Source organism: Paenibacillus sp. sgz302115 (assembly GCF_056120445.1).
In genome coordinates this window covers 245,996-264,304 of the sequence record NZ_JBVYOK010000003.1, presented here as the reverse complement: position 1 = coordinate 264,304, position 18,309 = coordinate 245,996, and the positions used below count along the sequence as shown (strand labels likewise).

The following is an 18,309-nucleotide window of genomic DNA, read 5'->3' as shown; positions in this document are numbered from 1 at the left end:
TATAGCTAAAATTTCAAAATCATATACTCCCACTTCCATTCATGAAAAAGAACATAGCTCAGCAGGCTGTGCTCCTTCTCCTGCGTGCGGAAGTCCTGCTGTTCATACAGGCGTTTGGCGCCCTGATTGCTGCCGGACACGTGCAGGCTCAGAAAATTGAGCAAGGGCTGACCAAGAGCATATTGCTGTGCCCAGTGCAGCAGCAGCTTGCCTACCCCTTTCCCGCGATGCTTAGGATGAACAGAGAGATCCGCAATATAACATTCTCCGGCCTGCGGCTTGTGGTCCAGAAAGTACAAAGCGGCTGTCAGCTTGAATACCTTCCATTTCCCAAACCGATTAATTTCCTGTATTAGCGGAAGTTTAGCGGAGGAACGGGCCGCAGCATCACCCGAGCCTAATCCCGGCTTCCACTTGATCGACAGGGTTCCAATGACCGTTCCTTCCTGAAGCGCCACCATTCTTTGACTGGCGGTTTCTTCCGGGAAGAAATCCAGCAGCCTTTCGAAAAATAAGGCCAGCTCGTTATGGGCAAGCCCGGACAAGCGGCCAAACTTGCTGCTGAACCCGTCCACAAGCAGGTAACTGACCTCCCGGTTGTACTTGGCCTCCATCGGTTCAATGGTGATAGGGGCGTTCGTCACGGTGCACTCCCCCTTTCGGCAGTTGCGCCGGCTTCAAGCTGCATCAGCAGCTCGTAATGAAGCTTATCCTGACTGAACAAGGAGAGATACGATTTCTCAATGAGAACAAGCGGCCCTGTCACAGTATAGGGTTGCGCTGCTGCATAGTCATAGAACTGCTCAATCCGCTGGTCAAGCTCAGCTTCATGTTCAATTACGAATTGGGAGGAGAGGTACTCCCCCGCAGGTAAGACCCGGCTGCCCTGCTCCTTGACCTCCGTATACAGTGAGGCGTTGCCCGCACCATCGTATACAAAATGAATATCCGTTTCGAACAGATTGGCAATCTGTCCGGTTTGCCCGGCCAGCTCTCTGGCATGCAGCGCAGATTGTGTGCTCATCTCGAACCAGAACATCAGGTTCACCGGTTCCCGCCACTTCACCTGGTAGGCTGTGTTCTCTTGGCTGAAGTCCTGGTGCTCATGAAGAACTTTGCTGATAAACTGCTGAAGCTCCTGCAGCCGGATGATTTCCGCATTCGTTTCGGTCAAAGAGGTCTGAAGCACCTGCCGGACCTGCTCCGGCCCAAAGCTCGTCATACACTCTTTGATCGACTGCACGGACAGGCCCAGCTTACGCAATAACAGAATATGCGCCAGCTGATAAATCTGCTCAATGCCGTACATTCGATACTGATTGTCGCCCGTATAGGAAGGCATCAGCACTCCTTTTTCTTCGAAATAACGGATCTGATGCACGGACACATTCATTAGCTTGGCTAGCTCACTGATTGTGATCTCACCTTTCATTCTCCCCACTCCTTCGCTGCGCTTGCTCTAAAGATACACCTTAGGTCAGACCTAAGGTCAAGCGGGAAAATGCAGCATGACAAAAAAAGCCCCATAAATGGAGATGGGGGCCGCCAGCTAGGATAACGCTATTTTCTCATAGTGCTTATACAAGGAATGAAATTGGCCGGTATAATTCTTGTTCCAGGGCTTTCGTTTTCCGCAAAAATGAATAATCGAGCTGTTATGTATTACATAGTGCATGTCGTGTTGCCCTCCGCTTAAGATTTTATAATAGAGATAGAAGCGGGGGTCATAATTATAGACAACCTCATTGATCTTCAAAATGCTTGCAGAATAAAGCGCATTGATAATGTCCTGGTCAGGAAGGATCAGGCGGGTTTTATACTCCTCCACAAATTCAAACAATGCTGCTTCATTGATGTTCTGCCGCATATTTTCGAGATTCATCAATAACACGCCTGTATTATAGTAATCCGTAATGTCATACGGCAGCAGGCGGATGCGGTTAATTTCTTTGAGTGATATGCGCTCATGGCTGGCGGCGGCGAGCATGTGGGCGGATAAGTCCGTATCGTACAGCTTCCTAATTTTGTTGATGATAATCATATCCGGATCGAGGTAGAGAATGGTACGTATCTCCGCTGGCAGGAATCTGAAGGCCAAGATGCGATAGTACATCTCTTTGGAGTAATGCTTGACCACCGGAGCCTTATCAAAAAGCTCATCCTGCACTGTAATGATAAACAGCCGGTGCCCTTCCTGCTCCACAAAGCGGCTAGTGGCCTCAAGCTCCTCCGGTCCAATGCTGGAATGCATCAGGTAAATGGCAAAATCCTCACCAGGATTATTCACAAACATGGATTTCAGCATAACCTTTAGCGGCTTGAGATAGCCGGAATTTAAGGTGACCAGAATATTCATACGATGCATTTCTCTACTCTAACATTTACACTTCGGGCGGACAGTCCGGCGAGCTTCTCAACGGCTTCCCGGACATTCATCTGCAATTCCTTGCATACCTCATTCATTCTTACACCATAATGCACGACAATTCTTAGGTTAATATCGAGTCCCGATTCTGTAGAGCTAAGCTCAATGCCGCTTTGGAGGGCTGTTCCGCTTAGCTTTCTCGTAATTTCTTCGACCATGCCCGTTGACATGGAAGCAATCCCGCTGGTGCCGGCTGCTGCCGTGCCGATGATTTTAGTTACTACCTCTTTGGAAATGGTGATGCTCCCCAGCATATTTTGAATCAGCATAACAATCCCCTCCTGTTTATCGCTTGGCCTCTTGAACTGACTTCGTTTGAACGCCATTGTAAAAAGTGTCTACCACCAGCGCCGCCGCAGATTTCATCGCAATGTGCCCGCTTTTCACCTGCTGCCAGGTTAAAAATAGCAACGAGTACAGGACATTCATAATCCATTCTCTATCCATATCGGAGCGCAAAAAACCCTTCCTCTGCAATAAGTCGATCACATGCATGACCGGTTCTCTCAGCTTCTGATCCGCGGCCTCAATTTCCGGGTTATAGTTAACCGATGCATCATGGGCGAGAAAATATATTTTATCCCCCAGCGGAATAAGTGCTTCTATCAGCTCCGGAATGTAGGCTTCACAGTTTTCTTCATTTAATGGAACACCTCGCATCGTCTCGCTTACCACCTCAATGGCCCGAAATCCCAGGTGAACCATCAGTTGCTCCCTGCTTTCCACATACCTGTGCAGTGTCGCGATCCCGATCCCTGCCGCTTCGGCAATTTCATTCATGGACGCACTCGGTTTGCCGATCAGTAAATTCGTCGCCGCATCCAGTATGGAATTAAGTCTTGTTTGTTTGACTGCCGTCATTTCTTTTTTCATCAGCGGCTCCTCTATTGAATCATATCATGGTAATTTATGATTGATACAGCAATCATTTGATAGAATATACTATCATAATTATATGATAAATGTCCCACCGGCAATAGTCAAACTTGCGGCCGTTTTGTTTGACAACCAAGCATGCGTCCCAACAAAAAAAAGCCTGGGTCCCCACTGCTTATGGGAATCCCGGCCACATCCTCCACAATCATCGGCCCCGGACCGCCTAACAACGGCATTTCTGCCGTTGTTTCCTCCATCATCCGGCCCCGGACCGCCTAACAACGGCATTTCTGCCGTTGTTCCCTCCATCCCCGGCCCCGGGCCACCCAACAACGGCATTTCTGCCGTTGTTCCCTCCATCTCCGGCCCCGGATCGCCTAACAACGGCATTTCTGCCGTTGTTCCCTCCATCCCCGGCCCGGGGCCACTTAACAACGGCATTTCTGCCGTTGTTCCCTCCATCCCCGGCCCCGGGCCACTTAACAACGGCATTTCTGCCGTTGTTCCCTCCATCCCCGGCCCGGGGCCACCCAACAACGGCATTTCTGCCGTTGTTTCCTCCATCCCCGGCCCCGGACCGCCCAACAACGGCATTTCTGCCGTTGTTCCCTCCATCTCCGGCCCCGGGCCACCCAACAACGGCATTTCTGCCGTTGTTCCCTCCATCTCCGGCCCCGGATCGCCTAACAACGGCATTTCTGCCGTTGTTTTCCCCATCCCCGGCCCCGGACCACCTAACAACGGCATTTCTGCCGTTGTTTCCTCCATCCCCGGCCCCGGGCCACCCAACAACGGCATTTCTGCCGTTGTTCCCTCCATCTCCGGCCCCGGCCGGCCTAAGAAAAACGCCTTGCGGCGTCCTTGGTGTATGTGTTCGTTGAAAATAAAGTTCTAGACTGGAGTTGTTGATCTAATGTGGTTTTTCAATTATTAATTTGGCAGCCTTCGCAAAATAAGTTTTAGACTGTTCCAATAAAGTAAGCAGCGGCAGACTAAGACTTGAAAATAAAGTCTTAGTCTGCCGCTGCTGTTTCAGCCTGATATTGAACTAACATTCCCCAGTTAGCGTAACGATTAGTTAATCGAACTCTCAGTTAACATTTGATTTCGACGGAAAGTGATTGTTCCTAATGTTAAGTCAACAGAAACTCTACTACTTCAGCCTTCAGCGTTTCGTGAAATTGCACGCGATCAAAGCCGGGCGGGTCTTGCGAGGGGGGGAAGGCTGGTGAAATCATCTCAGCTGGGAAAGGAGTCAGGAAGGAATAATGTCCGGCATTCTCCACCGTCCGATAGCGAATCATTTGCGGTTCAGCAACACTATTCATGATGATCTGCGCGTGAAAAGGAAGTGCGTAAGGGTCTCGCTCGGCATCCAACATGAGAATGGGGATCCGAACGTTGTTTAATGCTCCCTCATTACGGAACCAAACGGACGCCGGGGCTAGTAAAATCAGGGACCGGATGCGTGAATCATGAGGGACATCGATCTGCTGCGGCTTCCCATCCGGGCTCTCATTAGGGAAGGAAGTCGGGATACCGCCAGCTGCTGCAAGCGCGGTGTAGCCCCCCATGGAATGCCCGATGACCGAATGGCCTCCCGGCTGTAGAAGCCCCTTAAACCTCTCATCTTCAAAAAACCAGTCGGCTGCCATGCGAAGGTGCCGGGGGCGATAGGTGAGGTTTTGGACAGTACCTTCCAAACTATTATCATTGCGGTTATTAAATGGATGTTCGAGAAGGCCAACGATAAAGCCGCTGCGCGCCAAATGCCGAGCGAGCGACCGGTACACAAGCGGTGAACCGCCTGTACCGTGTGAAATGAGGACTAGTCTAAATTTTCCCTCCAGCGGCGCTGCGTCTCTGGCCACCTCCAACGAGTACGGCCCTAACCTATCAGTCTGTTCCCGTGCATCTGTCGGATACATCACGATCATGGGAACGGTCACCTTCAATGCGTTGTCGGTAATTTGTACCTCACAGCAACCTGCATATCCTTCAACAATGTCTTCTATTTTGTTCATCTTGATTTCTTCCTCTCCTTGAGCTACATGCTCCTAATATGGCGAGCCAACGGGAATATATATGTCTAATACCGAATCCTCGTTCATCGGTCCTAGATATCGATGGTCGTAACGCACAAACTCCGGGTAATTCGTACGAATGCTGCCTGACTGGGGTAACCAGGTTTCATAAATGTACTGGATTGTATCGTTGAGTCTCGATAATGTCCCCTTATGAGTAAAAACCGCATAAGTTACAACTGGGAGCAGCTTAGCGACCATTCCCAAGGGAACTACACTCTCCTCGCTAGCCACCTCGACACAAGCGATATACGTGACTTCCCATTGCCTACCTGTAAGTTCAATGACCGCATAAAATATGTCTTCCGTATCCGGCTTTCGCTCAATTTCAAACAAACGCTGCCTAAAGCTCCGCCATAGCTTTCCGACTTCGTCCGAATTGACACCCGGTATCGACATGCCGACCAGATGCAGCTTATTCAGGCAGACAATAGCTGGCACGAGGGAGACGCTGTTATTCAAATGCTGTAGCCCCACTTCATCCAAAGGAAGCTTCTCCATTGCCCGGAACAGCGTGTCCTTCATGTCCCTTTGCTTTCGAAATTGTCCAGGCGAGATGGAGAACATTTTCCCAAAGGCTCGGGCGAAGGATTCCTGAGACTCGAACCGGTACAGGATGGCAATATCTATGATCCTTTGGTTGGTATAAAATAAATCGTATGCTGCTTGTGTCAATCTCCGCTTGCGTATGTACTCCGAGACGGAGTTTGTCGTAACCGATAGGAAGATCCGGTGAAAATGGTACGGCGAATAGCCCGCAGCCTCCATAACCTTGGTGCTTAATCTTTCATCGGTCAGATGATCCTCAATATAGGTAATGGCCTTGATTACCAAATCCTTATAATTCACTGTAATGCCTCCATATCGATATACTCACTTTACGTCAGATGGAACGCTCTGTTTTGATATTTTTTGCGGAATTTTACTTTACTGAGCAGCTAACACTACTTTCCAAGCGTAGATAGTTTCCTGATCAGCCACACTCTTCGGTTCGCCAAAAGAGCGACCTCTGGCAATTGCTCAGTCTCGCTGGTTTTTAACAAATCTGCCCGTCCCTCGGTTAATGATGCATCGTTAGTCTAAGACTTTATTTTCTTTCTACAGTATGATTTACGTTTGTGTTCGGGGAGGGATGGGTGTGGGATTCCGACCGCTGTTGAAGTCCGTGTTCCTTGAATGAAGGGTTACAGCTGTTGGAACACGTACTTCAAAGGCGGGCGCTATCGCTTCTCCACCCCTCACCCATTCCCTTCTTGTTCTACTCTGTGGTGCTTTGTGCTACTTCTTTTTTTCCTAACCGGTCTTCAATCCGGTATTCGTATCCGTGTACTCCTTTGTAGTATTCCGGATACATCTCTCCATCACAGGCTTTGCAGCTAAATTGCGGCGGCACTTCCGGATCCCCATCGTCCATCATGTCAAAGTTTTGAACCACGCTAAGCGGTATGTCTTCCGTTGCTTCGCAGTTCAAACAAATATACTTGATCACCTCTTTGGATAGCATGTACTTGCTTTTGCTTAGCTGCTGCTTCTTTTTCTTCCCTGCTTTTCGTTTCTTTGATACTGGTGACATCCTTAATCATCCTTTCAAGTACGCTTTTTGTAACCTGGCATTTTGCATACTTCACCTTCAATTTACCTTCCTCAAGGCAGACTTCTCCCTTGTACTCATATGTCTTCCATTCTCCGTTCCCCTTCATTCCGCCCATCGTGACCAACATATGAACATGAGGGTTAAAGTTCATACGTGCCCCAAATGTATGCAATCCTGCAATGATGCCAGGAGTGACCTTATGCTTTTTCTCGAAATACGCTTTCACCACACGGGCAGCTTCATCCATGAAATCTTTAAGCAACTTTTCCCGATGGCGTAGGAATATTTCCCATAACCCCTCATCGATAGTAACAATGACGTGGCGGTGGTTCACTTGAAATACGTCTTGTTCAAGGATACGTGCCCATTCTTCCGTCTCTCCACATGAACAGGTCGTACAGAGTCTTCCTTTGCAGCGATACGGAACAAGCCGCAGATCGTGGCATCCTTCGCACACGAGCAGCTTAAAACCTTTACTTAGGTCTCCGCAGCCGCGGAACTTCTCTACTTCCTTTAGAACATTGGAACGTAGCTTTCCCTCATGCTTCGCAACAAAGCTATCCCAATGTCCATGTTCATCGAAAAAGATTCGTTTTAGAATGTTCGTCTCCATTTCTTAACTTTACCAAATACAAAAATAAGGTAGAAGACTCCCTCCACCCCGAAATTTTATAAATTCTAGTATGTCAAAAAAAACATGCAAACCAAATTCCTTCGGTTTGCATGTCCAAGTCCATCCGCCGCTCCCCCTTAGGAGAGACGGATTCGCATCGTATAGTCCAGCGGCGTAATCAGGGTCACGATGACCTTCAGGCAGCCATCCGGGTAGGTCATCCCCCGGACTTCGGCCAATTCATGCTCATGTGTCCCCTGATCCAGCTCCATCCAGTCTTCGCCAGCGGTATAACGGATCGTGCCGGATGTCCAGAACGAAGTGTCCCGCAACTCCGGCACAGGCGCGATGCCGGTTCCCTCCAGGCTGCCTTCCTTGCCGAACAGCAGCACAATCTGGGTCAGCACATCGGATGGCGATTGCTGCGTAAAATGCAAATCCCATCCCTCGCTGTGATCGGTCACACGAACCGTGACTTTGCTTGGCTGGGAGTGAGTGAGCGGTCTTTCACCGTGCGGCAGCAAATACCAGGGACTGGCCGGTAAGCCGGACAGTGACGGCAGCTTGTCTCCCGGAACGGGTCCATAATAGCCTTTTTCCGCGGTGGAGCTCAGCAGAAAGCCTATTTCCGTTTCTTCCAGCGACTGCATGGTAATCAGGCCAGGCTCGAAGCTTGAAGCGAGCTGAACTCCGAGCAGCCGGGCCTTGCCGTGCCGCAGCGAGAAATGCGAGGAAGCTTCGGTCATTACCGTTGCACTTGTAGCCCCGCTCCGAATGCGGGCAACCGGAGCGCCAAATTCGGTATGCTGCTTGCTGTGGCGGACAGGTCCGCCGTAGCCGTCTTTTCCGATTTTGCCCAGCAGCTCCTGCCGGTTGAAGGCTCCATTGATCACCTTACGGTAATGCACAGGCAGCGCCTCCGGCTGTACGGTGGCCGCCTGCATTTGCGGATACAGCAGGAATCCGAGCATAATATTATTGGGCAGTGACCCGGGATGGGTGACGGCACTGCCTGCAAGTTCGGCCAGTGCCGCGAACTCGGGGTCACGGTCATGCTCAGCCATCAGCTTATAGCAAAGATAATAATCGGCCAGCGAGAAGACACTCCCAAAATCCTGACGTCCTGAATAGTCCGTCACCACTTCCCCATCCGGGTGAACCAGATATTTCATCATTCTCAGATTCCGGCGTATCGGTTCAAGCAATTCGGGGCGATCTAAATCCTGCGCCGCGTAATAGAGCATAATGTCACTGACTGTGTTGTAGATTCCGTTGCTCCGTTCGGTCCACTCCCCATCCGGCGTAATGTCCATTCCCTCCTGAAGCCACTCATCCGCCCGCTGCTTCAAGCCGTCCAATGCAAAAATACGGTACAAGGAGCCAAGAGCGGCTGCAAGCACCCAGCGGTGGTTGGGAGTATGAACACCGCCGGTCAGCATCGCCGGAACCGTCCGCTGCAGAAACAACCGGATCTGCTGAGTGACGGTGGCTAAAGGCTCCCATGTCTGCTGCTCCAGCAATGTAAGCACGTTGGCTAAGCCAACCACCACGAACGCCGTATCCGGCGGGGAATGATAGTTCGTCCAGCCCGGTGAAATCGTGCCGTCCTCATGCTGGAAACGCAGCATGAAATCCATCGCTTCCTGAAGCTTTTCCAGCAGGGCTATATCGTGATAATACTGTGACGCAGGATTAACCAGTGAAGCGGCCCATACGGCAATAAACTGGGCCGTACCGGTATGGCTCGGCCAGGCAACACCGTTCAGCGGGTCACGCACACCCCCGAAATAGCGGTTGCTCCGGTCAGTGATTTGACGATGAAGCGATTCATTAGTCCACTCATCATTTATAGCGCTTATTCTGCCTAACATCTGCTGAATTCCCTCCGTCTTCCTGCGCCTAAGCTTTTACAGCGCGCTGGGTAATTTTAGAAATAATGGTCCGGTGGCTCTGCTCAATATCCTCTGGAGTGCAGACGGCTTTAAGCTCATACACCTTAACCGGAGCCTGCGCGATAATATCCAGGAAGGAATCGAAGCCTTCGGCATCCCCGCTGTGCACATAAGGACACCAATGATCCGACAGACCGATGGTTTCATGAATATGAACGCCTACAATATCCTTGATCATCGCATTCGCTTCGTTCACATTGTCGTAGAGTCCCATCCGCCCCATCATCATGCCGTGGCCGATATCGTACCATAACCCGACCGGCGCTCCGTTCAGCCCGGATATGATCTTCTTTGCCTCCGCCAGCGTTGGCATCTGATTGCAGCGCGAGCGGGTCTCAATCCCGAATTTGACGTTATAGCCCCGTCGTGCGGACTGCTCGCAGACCTCCTCCAGACTATTGCGGATGCGCTGAAGATAACCGTCACTCAGGGCTTCGCGGCGCTGGATCATTTCAGACCAAAGCTTCTGATAAGCCGGGGATTCCCGCCCTTCTGTGTTGTAAATATCCTTAAGCTGGCTATCAATATCCCCGTCAAAAGGAACCTCCCCCGGATGCACCACAACGGCCTCCGCCCCATAACGGTGAGCATATTCTGCCGATCCCAGCAGCAGCTCTATCGCCCTGTTCCGCCGTTCAGCATCTTCAAATCCAAGCAGAACGGAATCCGTTCCATAGTCAGGATCAGATACATGCGGAAACGTATTGTGCACACTGGAGATTCCAATCTCCCCGCGCTCGATAAGCGGCTCTATCGTCTTCAGCATGTCATGGGTCACGTTGTAGTTAAGCTCAACTCTGCCAAATCCGAGTGCCTTGATTTCGTTAATCATCGACTCGCCGGATTCATGGCGTTTGATATTCCAGCAGGTCGAGAAGGAATACTGTTCTTTGGATGTGAATTCCATTTTAGAAAACCCCGCTTTCAATAGGTTTATTTACTTGCAGTGAGCCTGTTTCTTACTGCCGCCATGGCCCCAATTGCTCCGGCCTGATTGCCTAGCTCAGCCTGTCTGATCACCAGCGGTGTATGAGGAGCATAACGGCTCACCCGGCTTGATATCTCATCCACATACCCCGGATTCTTCTCGACAACTCCACCGCCAAGAATAATCCGTTCAAGATCAAGGGTAATCGAAATATTCTTGATCACAACAGCCATGTGCTCGTAGGATTGATTCAGAATCTGCACTGCTGCTTCATCTCCCTCGGCCGCCGCGGCAAAAACATGCTCCGCCCGAACCTGCCCGCCGTTCGCCATTTGCCGCATCACGGAGAGGCGGCTGTCCTCAAGCAGATAATCCGCAGCCTTCTGGCCGATCCCCGTTCCAGAGACCTCCATTTCAAAAGGTCCGAACTCACTGTTCTCCGAAAGAGCAGATGAACGGTCTGTGCCCGGCTCAAGAATCAGATAACCGATCTCACCGGCAGCAAAGTTAGCCCCTCTGTACAGCCTTCCGTTTAAAATCAAGGCGCCCCCGATCCCCGTTCCAACGGTAACCATCATAAAGTTCTCTGCCCCGGCTCCGGCACCGGCAAAATGCTCTCCCAGCGCGGCCATGTTCACATCATTATCAAGCACCACAATCCCGGAATAATGGGCTGCGATGACAGGGCGAATATCCACTAAAGGCCAATTCAATGCAGGGGCGCTGGAAAGAATCCCTGTGGATTCGTTCATTACGCCAGGGAACCCAATCCCTATGCCGCGTAACGAAGACAACGAGCCTCCGTTAATCCCGCAGATTTGTTCCAATTCGCCAAACAACCACCGGAAAAACACTTGCGGATCACGTGTAAGCTGCGTCTCAAGCTTATGCTGCGCCAGAATCGTACCGCCTTCGTCAGCAAGGCAAATCAGCGTCTTGGTTCCGCCAACATCAATGCCTGCGCTATAAATGTTCATAAATGCTAACCTCCCGTTTTCTCACCAATATTAAAAATGCAGCCTATGCTTATGCTTCGCGAATGTGGCGAAACGCCGCCTGGGTCGCAATTTGTATGGCTCCAAGAACCACATCCTTCTCCCGGTGACGCGAAACAAGCAGCCGCGGCTTGCGGTTCAGGCCGCTTATTCTGGATTCCAGCCGGTGGAGCAGCACATCTCCGTTTCCGCCGAGTCCGCCGCCGAGGATTATAGTGTCAGGAGCAATCACAGCGCAGATATTGGTCAACGCTTCCGCCAGCCTTTCGCAATAAGCTTCGATGACAGACTGTGCCCAGGAATCTCCGCTCCGAACCGCTTCGAATAATTTCTCGGGAGACAATGAGGATGCAGCCGGCAAGTGACGCTGATCCGCGCCTTGCTCCCCGGCCATGCTAGAGGCGAGCCGCAGCAGTCCGCTGGCGGACAGAACATCCTCCAGCCGCTCGCCGCCGAGCTTCATATTGGCAAGCTCACCAGCCCCGCCGCCCAGGCCGCGAAAGATTTGGCCGCCTATAATAATGCCGCCTCCGGTCCCCTCTCCTATCGAGAAATATAAGAGCGAGGGACTCCCGGCCTCACCGGAGCTGGAATGCTCAGCCAGTGCGGCCAGATTCACATCATTTTCGGTCATGACCGGTACCGGGAACAGGCTCGCGAGGCTTGTGCGTTGCAGCGTATTTTCCAGCCCCTTAAGCGGTGTTACCAGTTGAAATACCTCGCCGCTTGCAGGATCAACGATCCCCGGAATTCCAACCGCTCCGGCCTTGATGTTCTCCCAGGTAACCCCGGCTTCCTCAAGCAGAGCTGCAATCCCTTGCACAAGCAAAGCTTCAAACTCCATATCCGCCATGTTGGCTTTCGGCACAGCAAGCTGCTTATAGTGGCAAATCTGCCCCCCCATGTCTGCCAGCGCCATCCTGATGCGGGTAGCTCCCAGGTCAATGCCGATGACATAAAAGCATTTGTTATTGAATTCAAGCAAGGTTGCTTTTCGTCCCTGGGTGTTATCCCCCCTCCCAGTCTCCCTAACCAGTCCCCGCTCTATTAAATGAGCAATGGCCGATGAAACAGTCGGTTTGCTTAACCCGATCTGACGGCTAAGATCCGCCCGTGATTGCGGCCCGCCAGCGATAATCTTGTCCAGAATCAGCGATTCATTCAAACTGCGCATGGCTCTGGGCGTACCTGCAGATTGTGGTTTCATGATCATCCTCTTCGTTATAGTTAGTTAATTTTATTAACTAATTATACGTACTTACTGAATAAATTTCTAGCCCCCGGGACAAGTATTTGACCTGTCTATTCGGGGGCTAACACAAAGTTGATCTCTATGAATGGATTCAGGGAATCAGCTCCAGCCCTTCTCCCGGTTCCAGTACTTTCCCTACCCCTTCCTGTAGAAGTGAAGTGAAGTAGTGAGGGTCTTGTTTGATATTAGGGAAAGTATTGAAATGGATCGGCACAACTTGTTTCGCTTGAAGCCATTCAGTTGCCAGTGCAGCATCCTCTGGTCCCATAGTATGGTTATCTCCAATCGGGAGAAATGCCAAATCAATGTTGTTGCGTTCTCCAATCACTTTCATATCGTAGAACAAACCTGTGTCCCCTGCGTGGTAAATCGTTTTGCCCTCTGCCGTGAACAGAATCCCTGTAGGCATTCCCGTATAGATGATTGTTTGAGTCTCCGGATCAACGTGGCTAGAGCTATGAAAAGCCTGGGTTAATTTCACTTTTCCAAATTCGAATGGATAGGCTCCCCCAATGCTCATGGCATGGGTTCGTACACCGTTCCAGCTGAGAACATCCGCCAGCTCGGCCGATGCAATGACCAGTGCGTTATTTCGTTTCGCAATTTCCACAGTATCTCCAACATGATCACCGTGGCCATGGGTCAGTAGGATTACATCCGCCTGCACATTGGCTGCATTCAAATCGGTGTTAGAGTTACCTGTAATAAATGGATCAATAAAAATGGTTGTTCCATTGGTTTCAATTTTCACAACCGAATGTCCATGATAAGATACTTTCATTTTTCTTCCTCCTTTGGTCGAAACGCTCATCAAATCCTCAATGGCAGATGCAAATAAAACCCTCATAACCCTATGAGAGTTTTATTTGCATGAATGTAATGAAGCATGCTCAAATCGCTATCGAAACATACTACTTAGAAATTCTTCGCAGCGTTGTGCGCTTTTTCGATTGCTTCAGCCTTGATCTGGGGAGCGCGGTCTCCCGCCGTGGACAGGCCTTCCACAAACAGGCTTTCGAAGTCCGTTACGCCGACAAAATTCAAAACGGTCTTCAAATGACGGCTTCCATTCTCGCGTTCCGCCACAGGACCTTCTGAATAGATGCCGCCGCTGGCTTGAATGTGGAATGCTTTTTTGTTATGCAGCAGTCCAACAGGGCCGTTCTCCGTGTATTTGAACGTTTTGGCTCTGACGCAAAAGGAATCAATGTACGCCTTCAATACCGGAGGATAAGAGAAGTTCCACATAGGTGTAACGAACACATACTTGTCCGCAGCGATAAACTCTTCGAGCAAATGATTCAGTTGGGTTACTTTTTCCTGCTGCGCAGCAGTCAATTGATCATAAGATGCTCCCGTTTGAAGCTTGCCCCATGCCTCCAATACATCTGCATCAATATGCGGAATGTTTCGCTGATACAGGTCTACGTGCACAACCTTATCTGCCGGGTGGCTCTCTTGATAGGCTTGTACAAATTGTTCACCAACGGAAAGGCTGTAAGATGCTCCTGGATTACCGGGATGTGCAGTGATATAAAGAACAGTAGACATAATTATAATTCCTCTCTTTCTTATAAAAGAATTAAACAATAAAGGGGGCGAGGCCGTTGCCATAAGACCAGTTGTCTTTCGTGACTTCGATTAGATTGATGAAAACATCTTCCGTTCTAATGCCGCACTGCTGATGCAGTTGTTCAGCTAATACCGCATAGAACTCTTTTTTTACCTCGGATGATCTGCCGGCATTCAGAATGATTTGAACAATGAGAAACCCATCGCTTCTTTCAATGTCCAGACAGTTTGGATCAAAGCTGAAGTTCTCCCGTTTGTGTTCCTCGATAATCAGAAAACGGTCATTTTCGGGCACGTGCAGTTTGTCCACGATCGTTTGGGAGACGACCTCTTTAATACGGGCTTTAGCTTCACTCGAACGTCCTTCCAATGTGACGATACGCGTTAATGGCATGTTGATTACCTCCTCTTTTTGTTGATATGCTTCATTGTATCTGTTAAAATCCTGAACACGAATGTACATGAGTTCGTGTTTGTTCGTATCAGAGATGCTCAAACTATTGAAGCCAGGTGATCAGATGGAAGATGAACAATCTTCGAAAGATTGGCCCCAGGATTGGATTAAAAAAATTCGTTCCAGGCCCGCTAGACATAGTTCTTCCAAACGAATGCGGCAGGTTGACTTGGCAAGACAAGTTGGCGTCGATCCACGAACCGTTCAACAGTGGGAGAACGGAGATCGTCTTCCCAGCGTTGGCAGCCTTAAACGCCTGATTCAAGTCTTTTTGGAGGAAGGACTTTTCTTGGAAGGGGCTCAGCGAAAAGAGGCTGAGGAGCTTTGGCGTGCAGTACAACGTTTTTCAGAAGCGCGTTCGGCAACAAAACGGGAGTTTCCGGATTTTGATGCCGCCTGGTTTGAATCTGTGGCTTCGTTTGAAGGTTCCGCGCAGGAAGGCCGGGTTTCCACGCAAAGCGTTTCACTTGCAACGAAAAGCCAGTTACCGAAGTCTCCTGCTCTCTTTGTAGGAAGAAGCCAATCCATGGCTGACCTGAAAGAACGGCTGAAGCTCCATTCCCTTGTTTCAATCGTAGGTCCCGGGGGGATAGGAAAAACGTCTCTTGCTGTTCGAGTCGCTTCAACGCTTGCAGAAACATATCCGGACGGTATTTGGATGTTTGAATTCGGAGCCGTAAAGGACCCTCATTTTTTGAGCCAGTTTCTTTTATCTACTATGGGACTGCACAATCAAGTGAATCGGACGGATCTCCAAACTATATTGGATGTTGTGTCCGACAAGAGAATGATGTTTATTTTCGACAACTGCGAACACATCATTGATGCATGCGCGGATTTAGCCGAATCACTCCTGATGGCTGCGCCGGTGCTAAGCATCCTGGTCACGAGCCGGGAAGCCTTGAACATCGCTGGGGAATACGCCTATCGGCTCCCCCCGTTAACCTTTCCTGAAGAGTATTCACTGGAGGAGCTCCCTGAACAAGAAATCAAGGATTTTGAAGCCGTCCAGCTGTTTTTGGAACGTGCGCGTATGGCGGCTCCCAGGCTTCAGCCCACATTGCTAAACTTGAAGCTTGTCGGTGCCATTTGCAGAAAATTAGAAGGAATTCCGTTAGCCATTGAGCTGGCGGCTTCCAGAATGAGCATGCTGACCTTGGAGCAGATGGAAGAACGTCTATCGAGTCTGCTGACATTGTTGACTGCCGGAAAACGAAATGCTGTGCCGCGGCACAAAACGCTGAAATCCACGATTGATTGGAGCTACGATCTGCTAACCGGCAAGGAGCAGCTACTCCTGAGGAGGCTCAGCGTATTTTCGGGAGGGTTTACGCTGGAGGCAGTGGAACAGATCTGTAGCTGCGAATCCGCATTGCCCATCCGTGATGATGGACTTGCCCGGGAAAATATGCTTGATCTGTTATCCGGACTGGTCAACAAGTCTCTCGTATCCATCGAAATTAGTAATGACTACCGCTATATCCGTTATTTCATGCTGGAAACTATCAGGGAATATGCTGGCGGGAAGCTGCGGGAAGAAACGGATAACAGTAACAGACATGCCCTTCTTGAACGGCATATTCAATATTACAGCCAAATTTTGAATCGTGCGGAGGCCAAGTTCAGGACTCGCGAGCGTGATGCCTGTCTTGATGAAGTGAGAAGAGAATATGGTAATCTGCTCTCATCCATGCAATGGTCTTACCAAAACGCACATGCCTACCCGATCGGACTTCATATGGTTTCGTGCCTTTACTGGTTCTGGCTTCATGAAGGCAGGTTAAAGGAGGGTTTGTTTTGGCTTGACCGTTTTTTGGATAGCACTGTTCATGAAGAAATGCCTGGTGGAGATTTTGCCAAAGCATTGCATGGGCGGGGCGTCATTCAATTCGTTCAAGGAAACGTTGAGGAGGCTATGATTTCAACAACACGCTGCGTTGATCTCGCCCGTGATCTGAATCATTCTGCGTTATTAGCCTCCTCTCTTCGCCTGATGGCATTTATTTGTATAAAAAAGCTGCATTTAGGAGAAGCCGAGCCTCTGATTAAGGAGAGCGTTGATATTGCCAGAAAAACGAAGGACATGTGGAATTTGGCGTCTTCGTTACATGCTTACGGAAAGCTGAAGCTGGAACAAAAGGAGTATCATGACGCATCTATACTTCTACAAGAGAGTGTGTACTTCTTCGAAAAGGTTCAGGATAAATGGGAAGTATCCGGTCCGTACGAAAGCCTCGGTTATGCAGCCTTAAAACTTGGGCAAGTCGATCAATCCATTGAATGCTTCAAAAAAAGCATTGCGATTAGCCAAATCTACAAAGGATCATGGATTCTTTCTCGTGGAGTAGAAGGGTTGGCTATAGCGTTATGGACAAAGAAAGCTTATCCGGAAGCGGTCATTCTTCTGAGTGCTGCGGAGAAATGCCGCGAAAGCTTCGGAGGTACTGATGTTCCAAATTTTCCTGTGGAGCATAACGCATTGCTTCTTGATCTTCAGCACGTGTTAAACGAACAGGAAATGCGTGACATTTGGAACAAGGGCAAGAGTCTAACGAAAGATCAGATTCTTGCATATTCGCTAGAAACTTAGGTGTGAGACACCAATGGGTATTCGCTTCGATTTTGGTGCCGTCGACAAAGTAATGTACAAAGAAACCGTTCCTTTCGTAAATGGTGGGTCGCACTTCCATTTTACCAAGGAACGGTTTCTTTTTTGTATCTTTGAGAAAAAGGGGGGTCAAGACCCTTCTTGACATTCATCTTTACCTGTAACTATAATGGTTTCATTAAGAAGGAGTCAGCATTACGACGATCCGGGTCGCAAAGGGCAGAGTGACTTCGCTGGCGGCATTCAAGCATTGTATCCTCAATTATTCAATCATAACAAAGGAGTGGATTTATCATGGCAACTGTATTGTACGTAACCGCTCATCCTTTCAAAGACGATACTTACAGCTTATCGGTCGGCAAGCATTTTATCGAAACCTATCAGGAGGCCAACCCGGGCGATGAAGTCATTCATTTGGACCTGTACCGCATGGATCTACCACAAATCGACGCCGATATTCTAAGACGCTGGGGCCAACCGCCAAGCGGCCCTTCCTTCGATGAGCTGAGTGAGGAGTCGAAGGTCAAGGCGGTAATGATGCGCGAGCTCTTGGATCAATTCATGGCAGCGGATAAAATCGTCATTGTCAATCCAGTATGGAATTATTCTTTCCCGTCGGTTCTGAAAACGTACATTGACACGGTTGTCGTTGTAGGAAAAACCGTTAAGCGGGCCGATAGTGGGCTGCGGGGTTTGTCCGGTTTGACGGGAACTCAGCAAGGCAAAAAAGTGATGCACATTCAGGCCTCCGGCACGGTTCTCTCCCACGGGAAGTTTGAAGATGTTGAGTTCAGCCACAGTTATATAAAAGCTATCATGAATTTGCTGGGCATTGACGATGTACAGGCTATTTTTGTTGAAGGTATCAGTGAGCAGCCGGACCAAGTACAGAGCATAAAGGAGCAAGCAATCCGGCAAGCCATTTTGGCAGCCAAAGCGTTTTAACAGCCTAAAGA

Annotated in this window: 18 protein-coding genes; 2 read left to right on the top strand and 16 right to left on the bottom strand. The window is 49.6% G+C overall.

Annotation, left to right across the window (positions count from 1 at the left end; genetic code table 11):
* Positions 1-5 precede the first annotated feature (5 nt).
* The 16 genes from AC0LWN_RS09420 to AC0LWN_RS09345 all read right to left on the bottom strand — a co-directional run bounded on the left by AC0LWN_RS09420 (position 6) and on the right by AC0LWN_RS09345 (position 14,685).
* Complete coding sequence (locus AC0LWN_RS09420) at positions 6-644, bottom strand: GNAT family N-acetyltransferase (RefSeq protein ID WP_474664564.1); 639 nt, start codon at positions 642-644, stop codon at positions 6-8.
* Positions 641-1,432 (bottom strand): helix-turn-helix domain-containing protein, encoded by a 792-nt coding sequence (locus AC0LWN_RS09415; RefSeq protein WP_474664562.1) that lies wholly within the window; start codon positions 1,430-1,432, stop codon positions 641-643. Before AC0LWN_RS09415 ends, AC0LWN_RS09420 begins: the two co-directional genes overlap by 4 nt.
* Positions 1,433-1,549: 117 nt before the next feature.
* Positions 1,550-2,365, bottom strand: coding sequence for a glycosyltransferase family 8 protein (locus AC0LWN_RS09410; RefSeq protein WP_474664560.1), 816 nt, complete (start codon positions 2,363-2,365; stop codon positions 1,550-1,552).
* Positions 2,353-2,694 (bottom strand): Asp23/Gls24 family envelope stress response protein, encoded by a 342-nt coding sequence (locus tag AC0LWN_RS09405; protein WP_474664558.1) that lies wholly within the window; start codon positions 2,692-2,694, stop codon positions 2,353-2,355. The genes AC0LWN_RS09410 and AC0LWN_RS09405 overlap by 13 nt, the downstream gene beginning before the upstream one ends.
* A 16-nt stretch (positions 2,695-2,710) precedes the next feature.
* A complete protein-coding gene (locus AC0LWN_RS09400) occupies positions 2,711-3,298 on the bottom strand; it encodes a TetR/AcrR family transcriptional regulator (protein ID WP_474664556.1) in 588 nt (195 codons plus the stop codon).
* 78 nt (positions 3,299-3,376) lie between these two features.
* On the bottom strand, positions 3,377-4,120 hold the full coding sequence (locus tag AC0LWN_RS09395) for a hypothetical protein (protein WP_474664554.1): 744 nt from the start codon (positions 4,118-4,120) through the stop codon (positions 3,377-3,379).
* Between the two features lie 314 nt (positions 4,121-4,434).
* Complete coding sequence (locus AC0LWN_RS09390) at positions 4,435-5,325, bottom strand: alpha/beta hydrolase family protein (protein WP_474664552.1); 891 nt, start codon at positions 5,323-5,325, stop codon at positions 4,435-4,437.
* A gap of 33 nt (positions 5,326-5,358) precedes the next feature.
* Complete coding sequence (locus tag AC0LWN_RS09385) at positions 5,359-6,234, bottom strand: effector binding domain-containing protein (RefSeq protein ID WP_474664550.1); 876 nt, start codon at positions 6,232-6,234, stop codon at positions 5,359-5,361.
* Positions 6,235-6,821: 587 nt separating this feature from the next.
* Positions 6,822-7,592 carry an IS91 family transposase gene (locus tag AC0LWN_RS09380; protein WP_474664548.1) on the bottom strand — a complete coding sequence of 257 codons (771 nt, stop codon included), beginning with the start codon at positions 7,590-7,592 and terminating at the stop codon, positions 6,822-6,824.
* Positions 7,593-7,729: 137 nt separating this feature from the next.
* Positions 7,730-9,463: a prenyltransferase/squalene oxidase repeat-containing protein gene (locus tag AC0LWN_RS09375; protein WP_474664546.1), complete on the bottom strand. Its 1,734-nt coding sequence runs from the start codon at positions 9,461-9,463 to the stop codon at positions 7,730-7,732.
* Between the two features lie 28 nt (positions 9,464-9,491).
* A complete protein-coding gene (locus tag AC0LWN_RS09370; protein WP_474664544.1) occupies positions 9,492-10,451 on the bottom strand; it encodes a sugar phosphate isomerase/epimerase family protein in 960 nt (319 codons plus the stop codon).
* A 26-nt stretch (positions 10,452-10,477) separates the two neighbouring features.
* The gene (locus AC0LWN_RS09365; protein ID WP_474664542.1) at positions 10,478-11,449 is read right to left on the bottom strand and encodes an ROK family protein; all 972 of its coding nucleotides are present in this window, start codon (positions 11,447-11,449) and stop codon (positions 10,478-10,480) included.
* Positions 11,450-11,498: 49 nt separating this feature from the next.
* On the bottom strand, positions 11,499-12,674 hold the full coding sequence (locus tag AC0LWN_RS09360; RefSeq protein WP_474664540.1) for an ROK family transcriptional regulator: 1,176 nt from the start codon (positions 12,672-12,674) through the stop codon (positions 11,499-11,501).
* A gap of 136 nt (positions 12,675-12,810) precedes the next feature.
* The gene (locus AC0LWN_RS09355) at positions 12,811-13,500 is read right to left on the bottom strand and encodes a metal-dependent hydrolase (protein WP_474664538.1); all 690 of its coding nucleotides are present in this window, start codon (positions 13,498-13,500) and stop codon (positions 12,811-12,813) included.
* Positions 13,501-13,634: 134 nt separating this feature from the next.
* A complete protein-coding gene (locus AC0LWN_RS09350; RefSeq protein ID WP_474664536.1) occupies positions 13,635-14,270 on the bottom strand; it encodes an FMN-dependent NADH-azoreductase in 636 nt (211 codons plus the stop codon).
* Between the two features lie 31 nt (positions 14,271-14,301).
* On the bottom strand, positions 14,302-14,685 hold the full coding sequence (locus tag AC0LWN_RS09345; protein ID WP_474664534.1) for a tautomerase family protein: 384 nt from the start codon (positions 14,683-14,685) through the stop codon (positions 14,302-14,304).
* Positions 14,686-14,809: 124 nt separating this feature from the next.
* On the opposite strand from AC0LWN_RS09345, the gene AC0LWN_RS09340 reads away from it, so the two are divergent.
* A complete protein-coding gene (locus AC0LWN_RS09340) occupies positions 14,810-17,335 on the top strand; it encodes a helix-turn-helix domain-containing protein (protein ID WP_474664532.1) in 2,526 nt (841 codons plus the stop codon).
* A gap of 312 nt (positions 17,336-17,647) precedes the next feature.
* Positions 17,648-18,298 carry an FMN-dependent NADH-azoreductase gene (locus AC0LWN_RS09335; protein WP_474664530.1) on the top strand — a complete coding sequence of 217 codons (651 nt, stop codon included), beginning with the start codon at positions 17,648-17,650 and terminating at the stop codon, positions 18,296-18,298.
* Positions 18,299-18,309: the final 11 nt, after the last annotated feature.

Coding starts and splice junctions, on each gene's coding strand:
- AC0LWN_RS09395 (WP_474664554.1), bottom strand. CDS start 4,120: ATGGAGGGAACAACGGCAGAAATGCCGTTGTTGGGTGGCCCGGGGCCG.
- AC0LWN_RS09390 (WP_474664552.1), bottom strand. CDS start 5,325: ATGAACAAAATAGAAGACATTGTTGAAGGATATGCAGGTTGCTGTGAG.
- AC0LWN_RS09340 (WP_474664532.1), top strand. CDS start 14,810: ATGGAAGATGAACAATCTTCGAAAGATTGGCCCCAGGATTGGATTAAA.
- AC0LWN_RS09415 (WP_474664562.1), bottom strand. CDS start 1,432: ATGAAAGGTGAGATCACAATCAGTGAGCTAGCCAAGCTAATGAATGTG.
- AC0LWN_RS09345 (WP_474664534.1), bottom strand. CDS start 14,685: ATGCCATTAACGCGTATCGTCACATTGGAAGGACGTTCGAGTGAAGCT.
- AC0LWN_RS09350 (WP_474664536.1), bottom strand. CDS start 14,270: ATGTCTACTGTTCTTTATATCACTGCACATCCCGGTAATCCAGGAGCA.
- AC0LWN_RS09370 (WP_474664544.1), bottom strand. CDS start 10,451: ATGGAATTCACATCCAAAGAACAGTATTCCTTCTCGACCTGCTGGAAT.
- AC0LWN_RS09375 (WP_474664546.1), bottom strand. CDS start 9,463: ATGTTAGGCAGAATAAGCGCTATAAATGATGAGTGGACTAATGAATCG.
- AC0LWN_RS09405 (WP_474664558.1), bottom strand. CDS start 2,694: ATGCTGATTCAAAATATGCTGGGGAGCATCACCATTTCCAAAGAGGTA.
- AC0LWN_RS09400 (WP_474664556.1), bottom strand. CDS start 3,298: ATGAAAAAAGAAATGACGGCAGTCAAACAAACAAGACTTAATTCCATA.
- AC0LWN_RS09360 (WP_474664540.1), bottom strand. CDS start 12,674: ATGAAACCACAATCTGCAGGTACGCCCAGAGCCATGCGCAGTTTGAAT.
- AC0LWN_RS09380 (WP_474664548.1), bottom strand. CDS start 7,592: ATGGAGACGAACATTCTAAAACGAATCTTTTTCGATGAACATGGACAT.
- AC0LWN_RS09365 (WP_474664542.1), bottom strand. CDS start 11,449: ATGAACATTTATAGCGCAGGCATTGATGTTGGCGGAACCAAGACGCTG.
- AC0LWN_RS09335 (WP_474664530.1), top strand. CDS start 17,648: ATGGCAACTGTATTGTACGTAACCGCTCATCCTTTCAAAGACGATACT.
- AC0LWN_RS09355 (WP_474664538.1), bottom strand. CDS start 13,500: ATGAAAGTATCTTATCATGGACATTCGGTTGTGAAAATTGAAACCAAT.
- AC0LWN_RS09410 (WP_474664560.1), bottom strand. CDS start 2,365: ATGCATCGTATGAATATTCTGGTCACCTTAAATTCCGGCTATCTCAAG.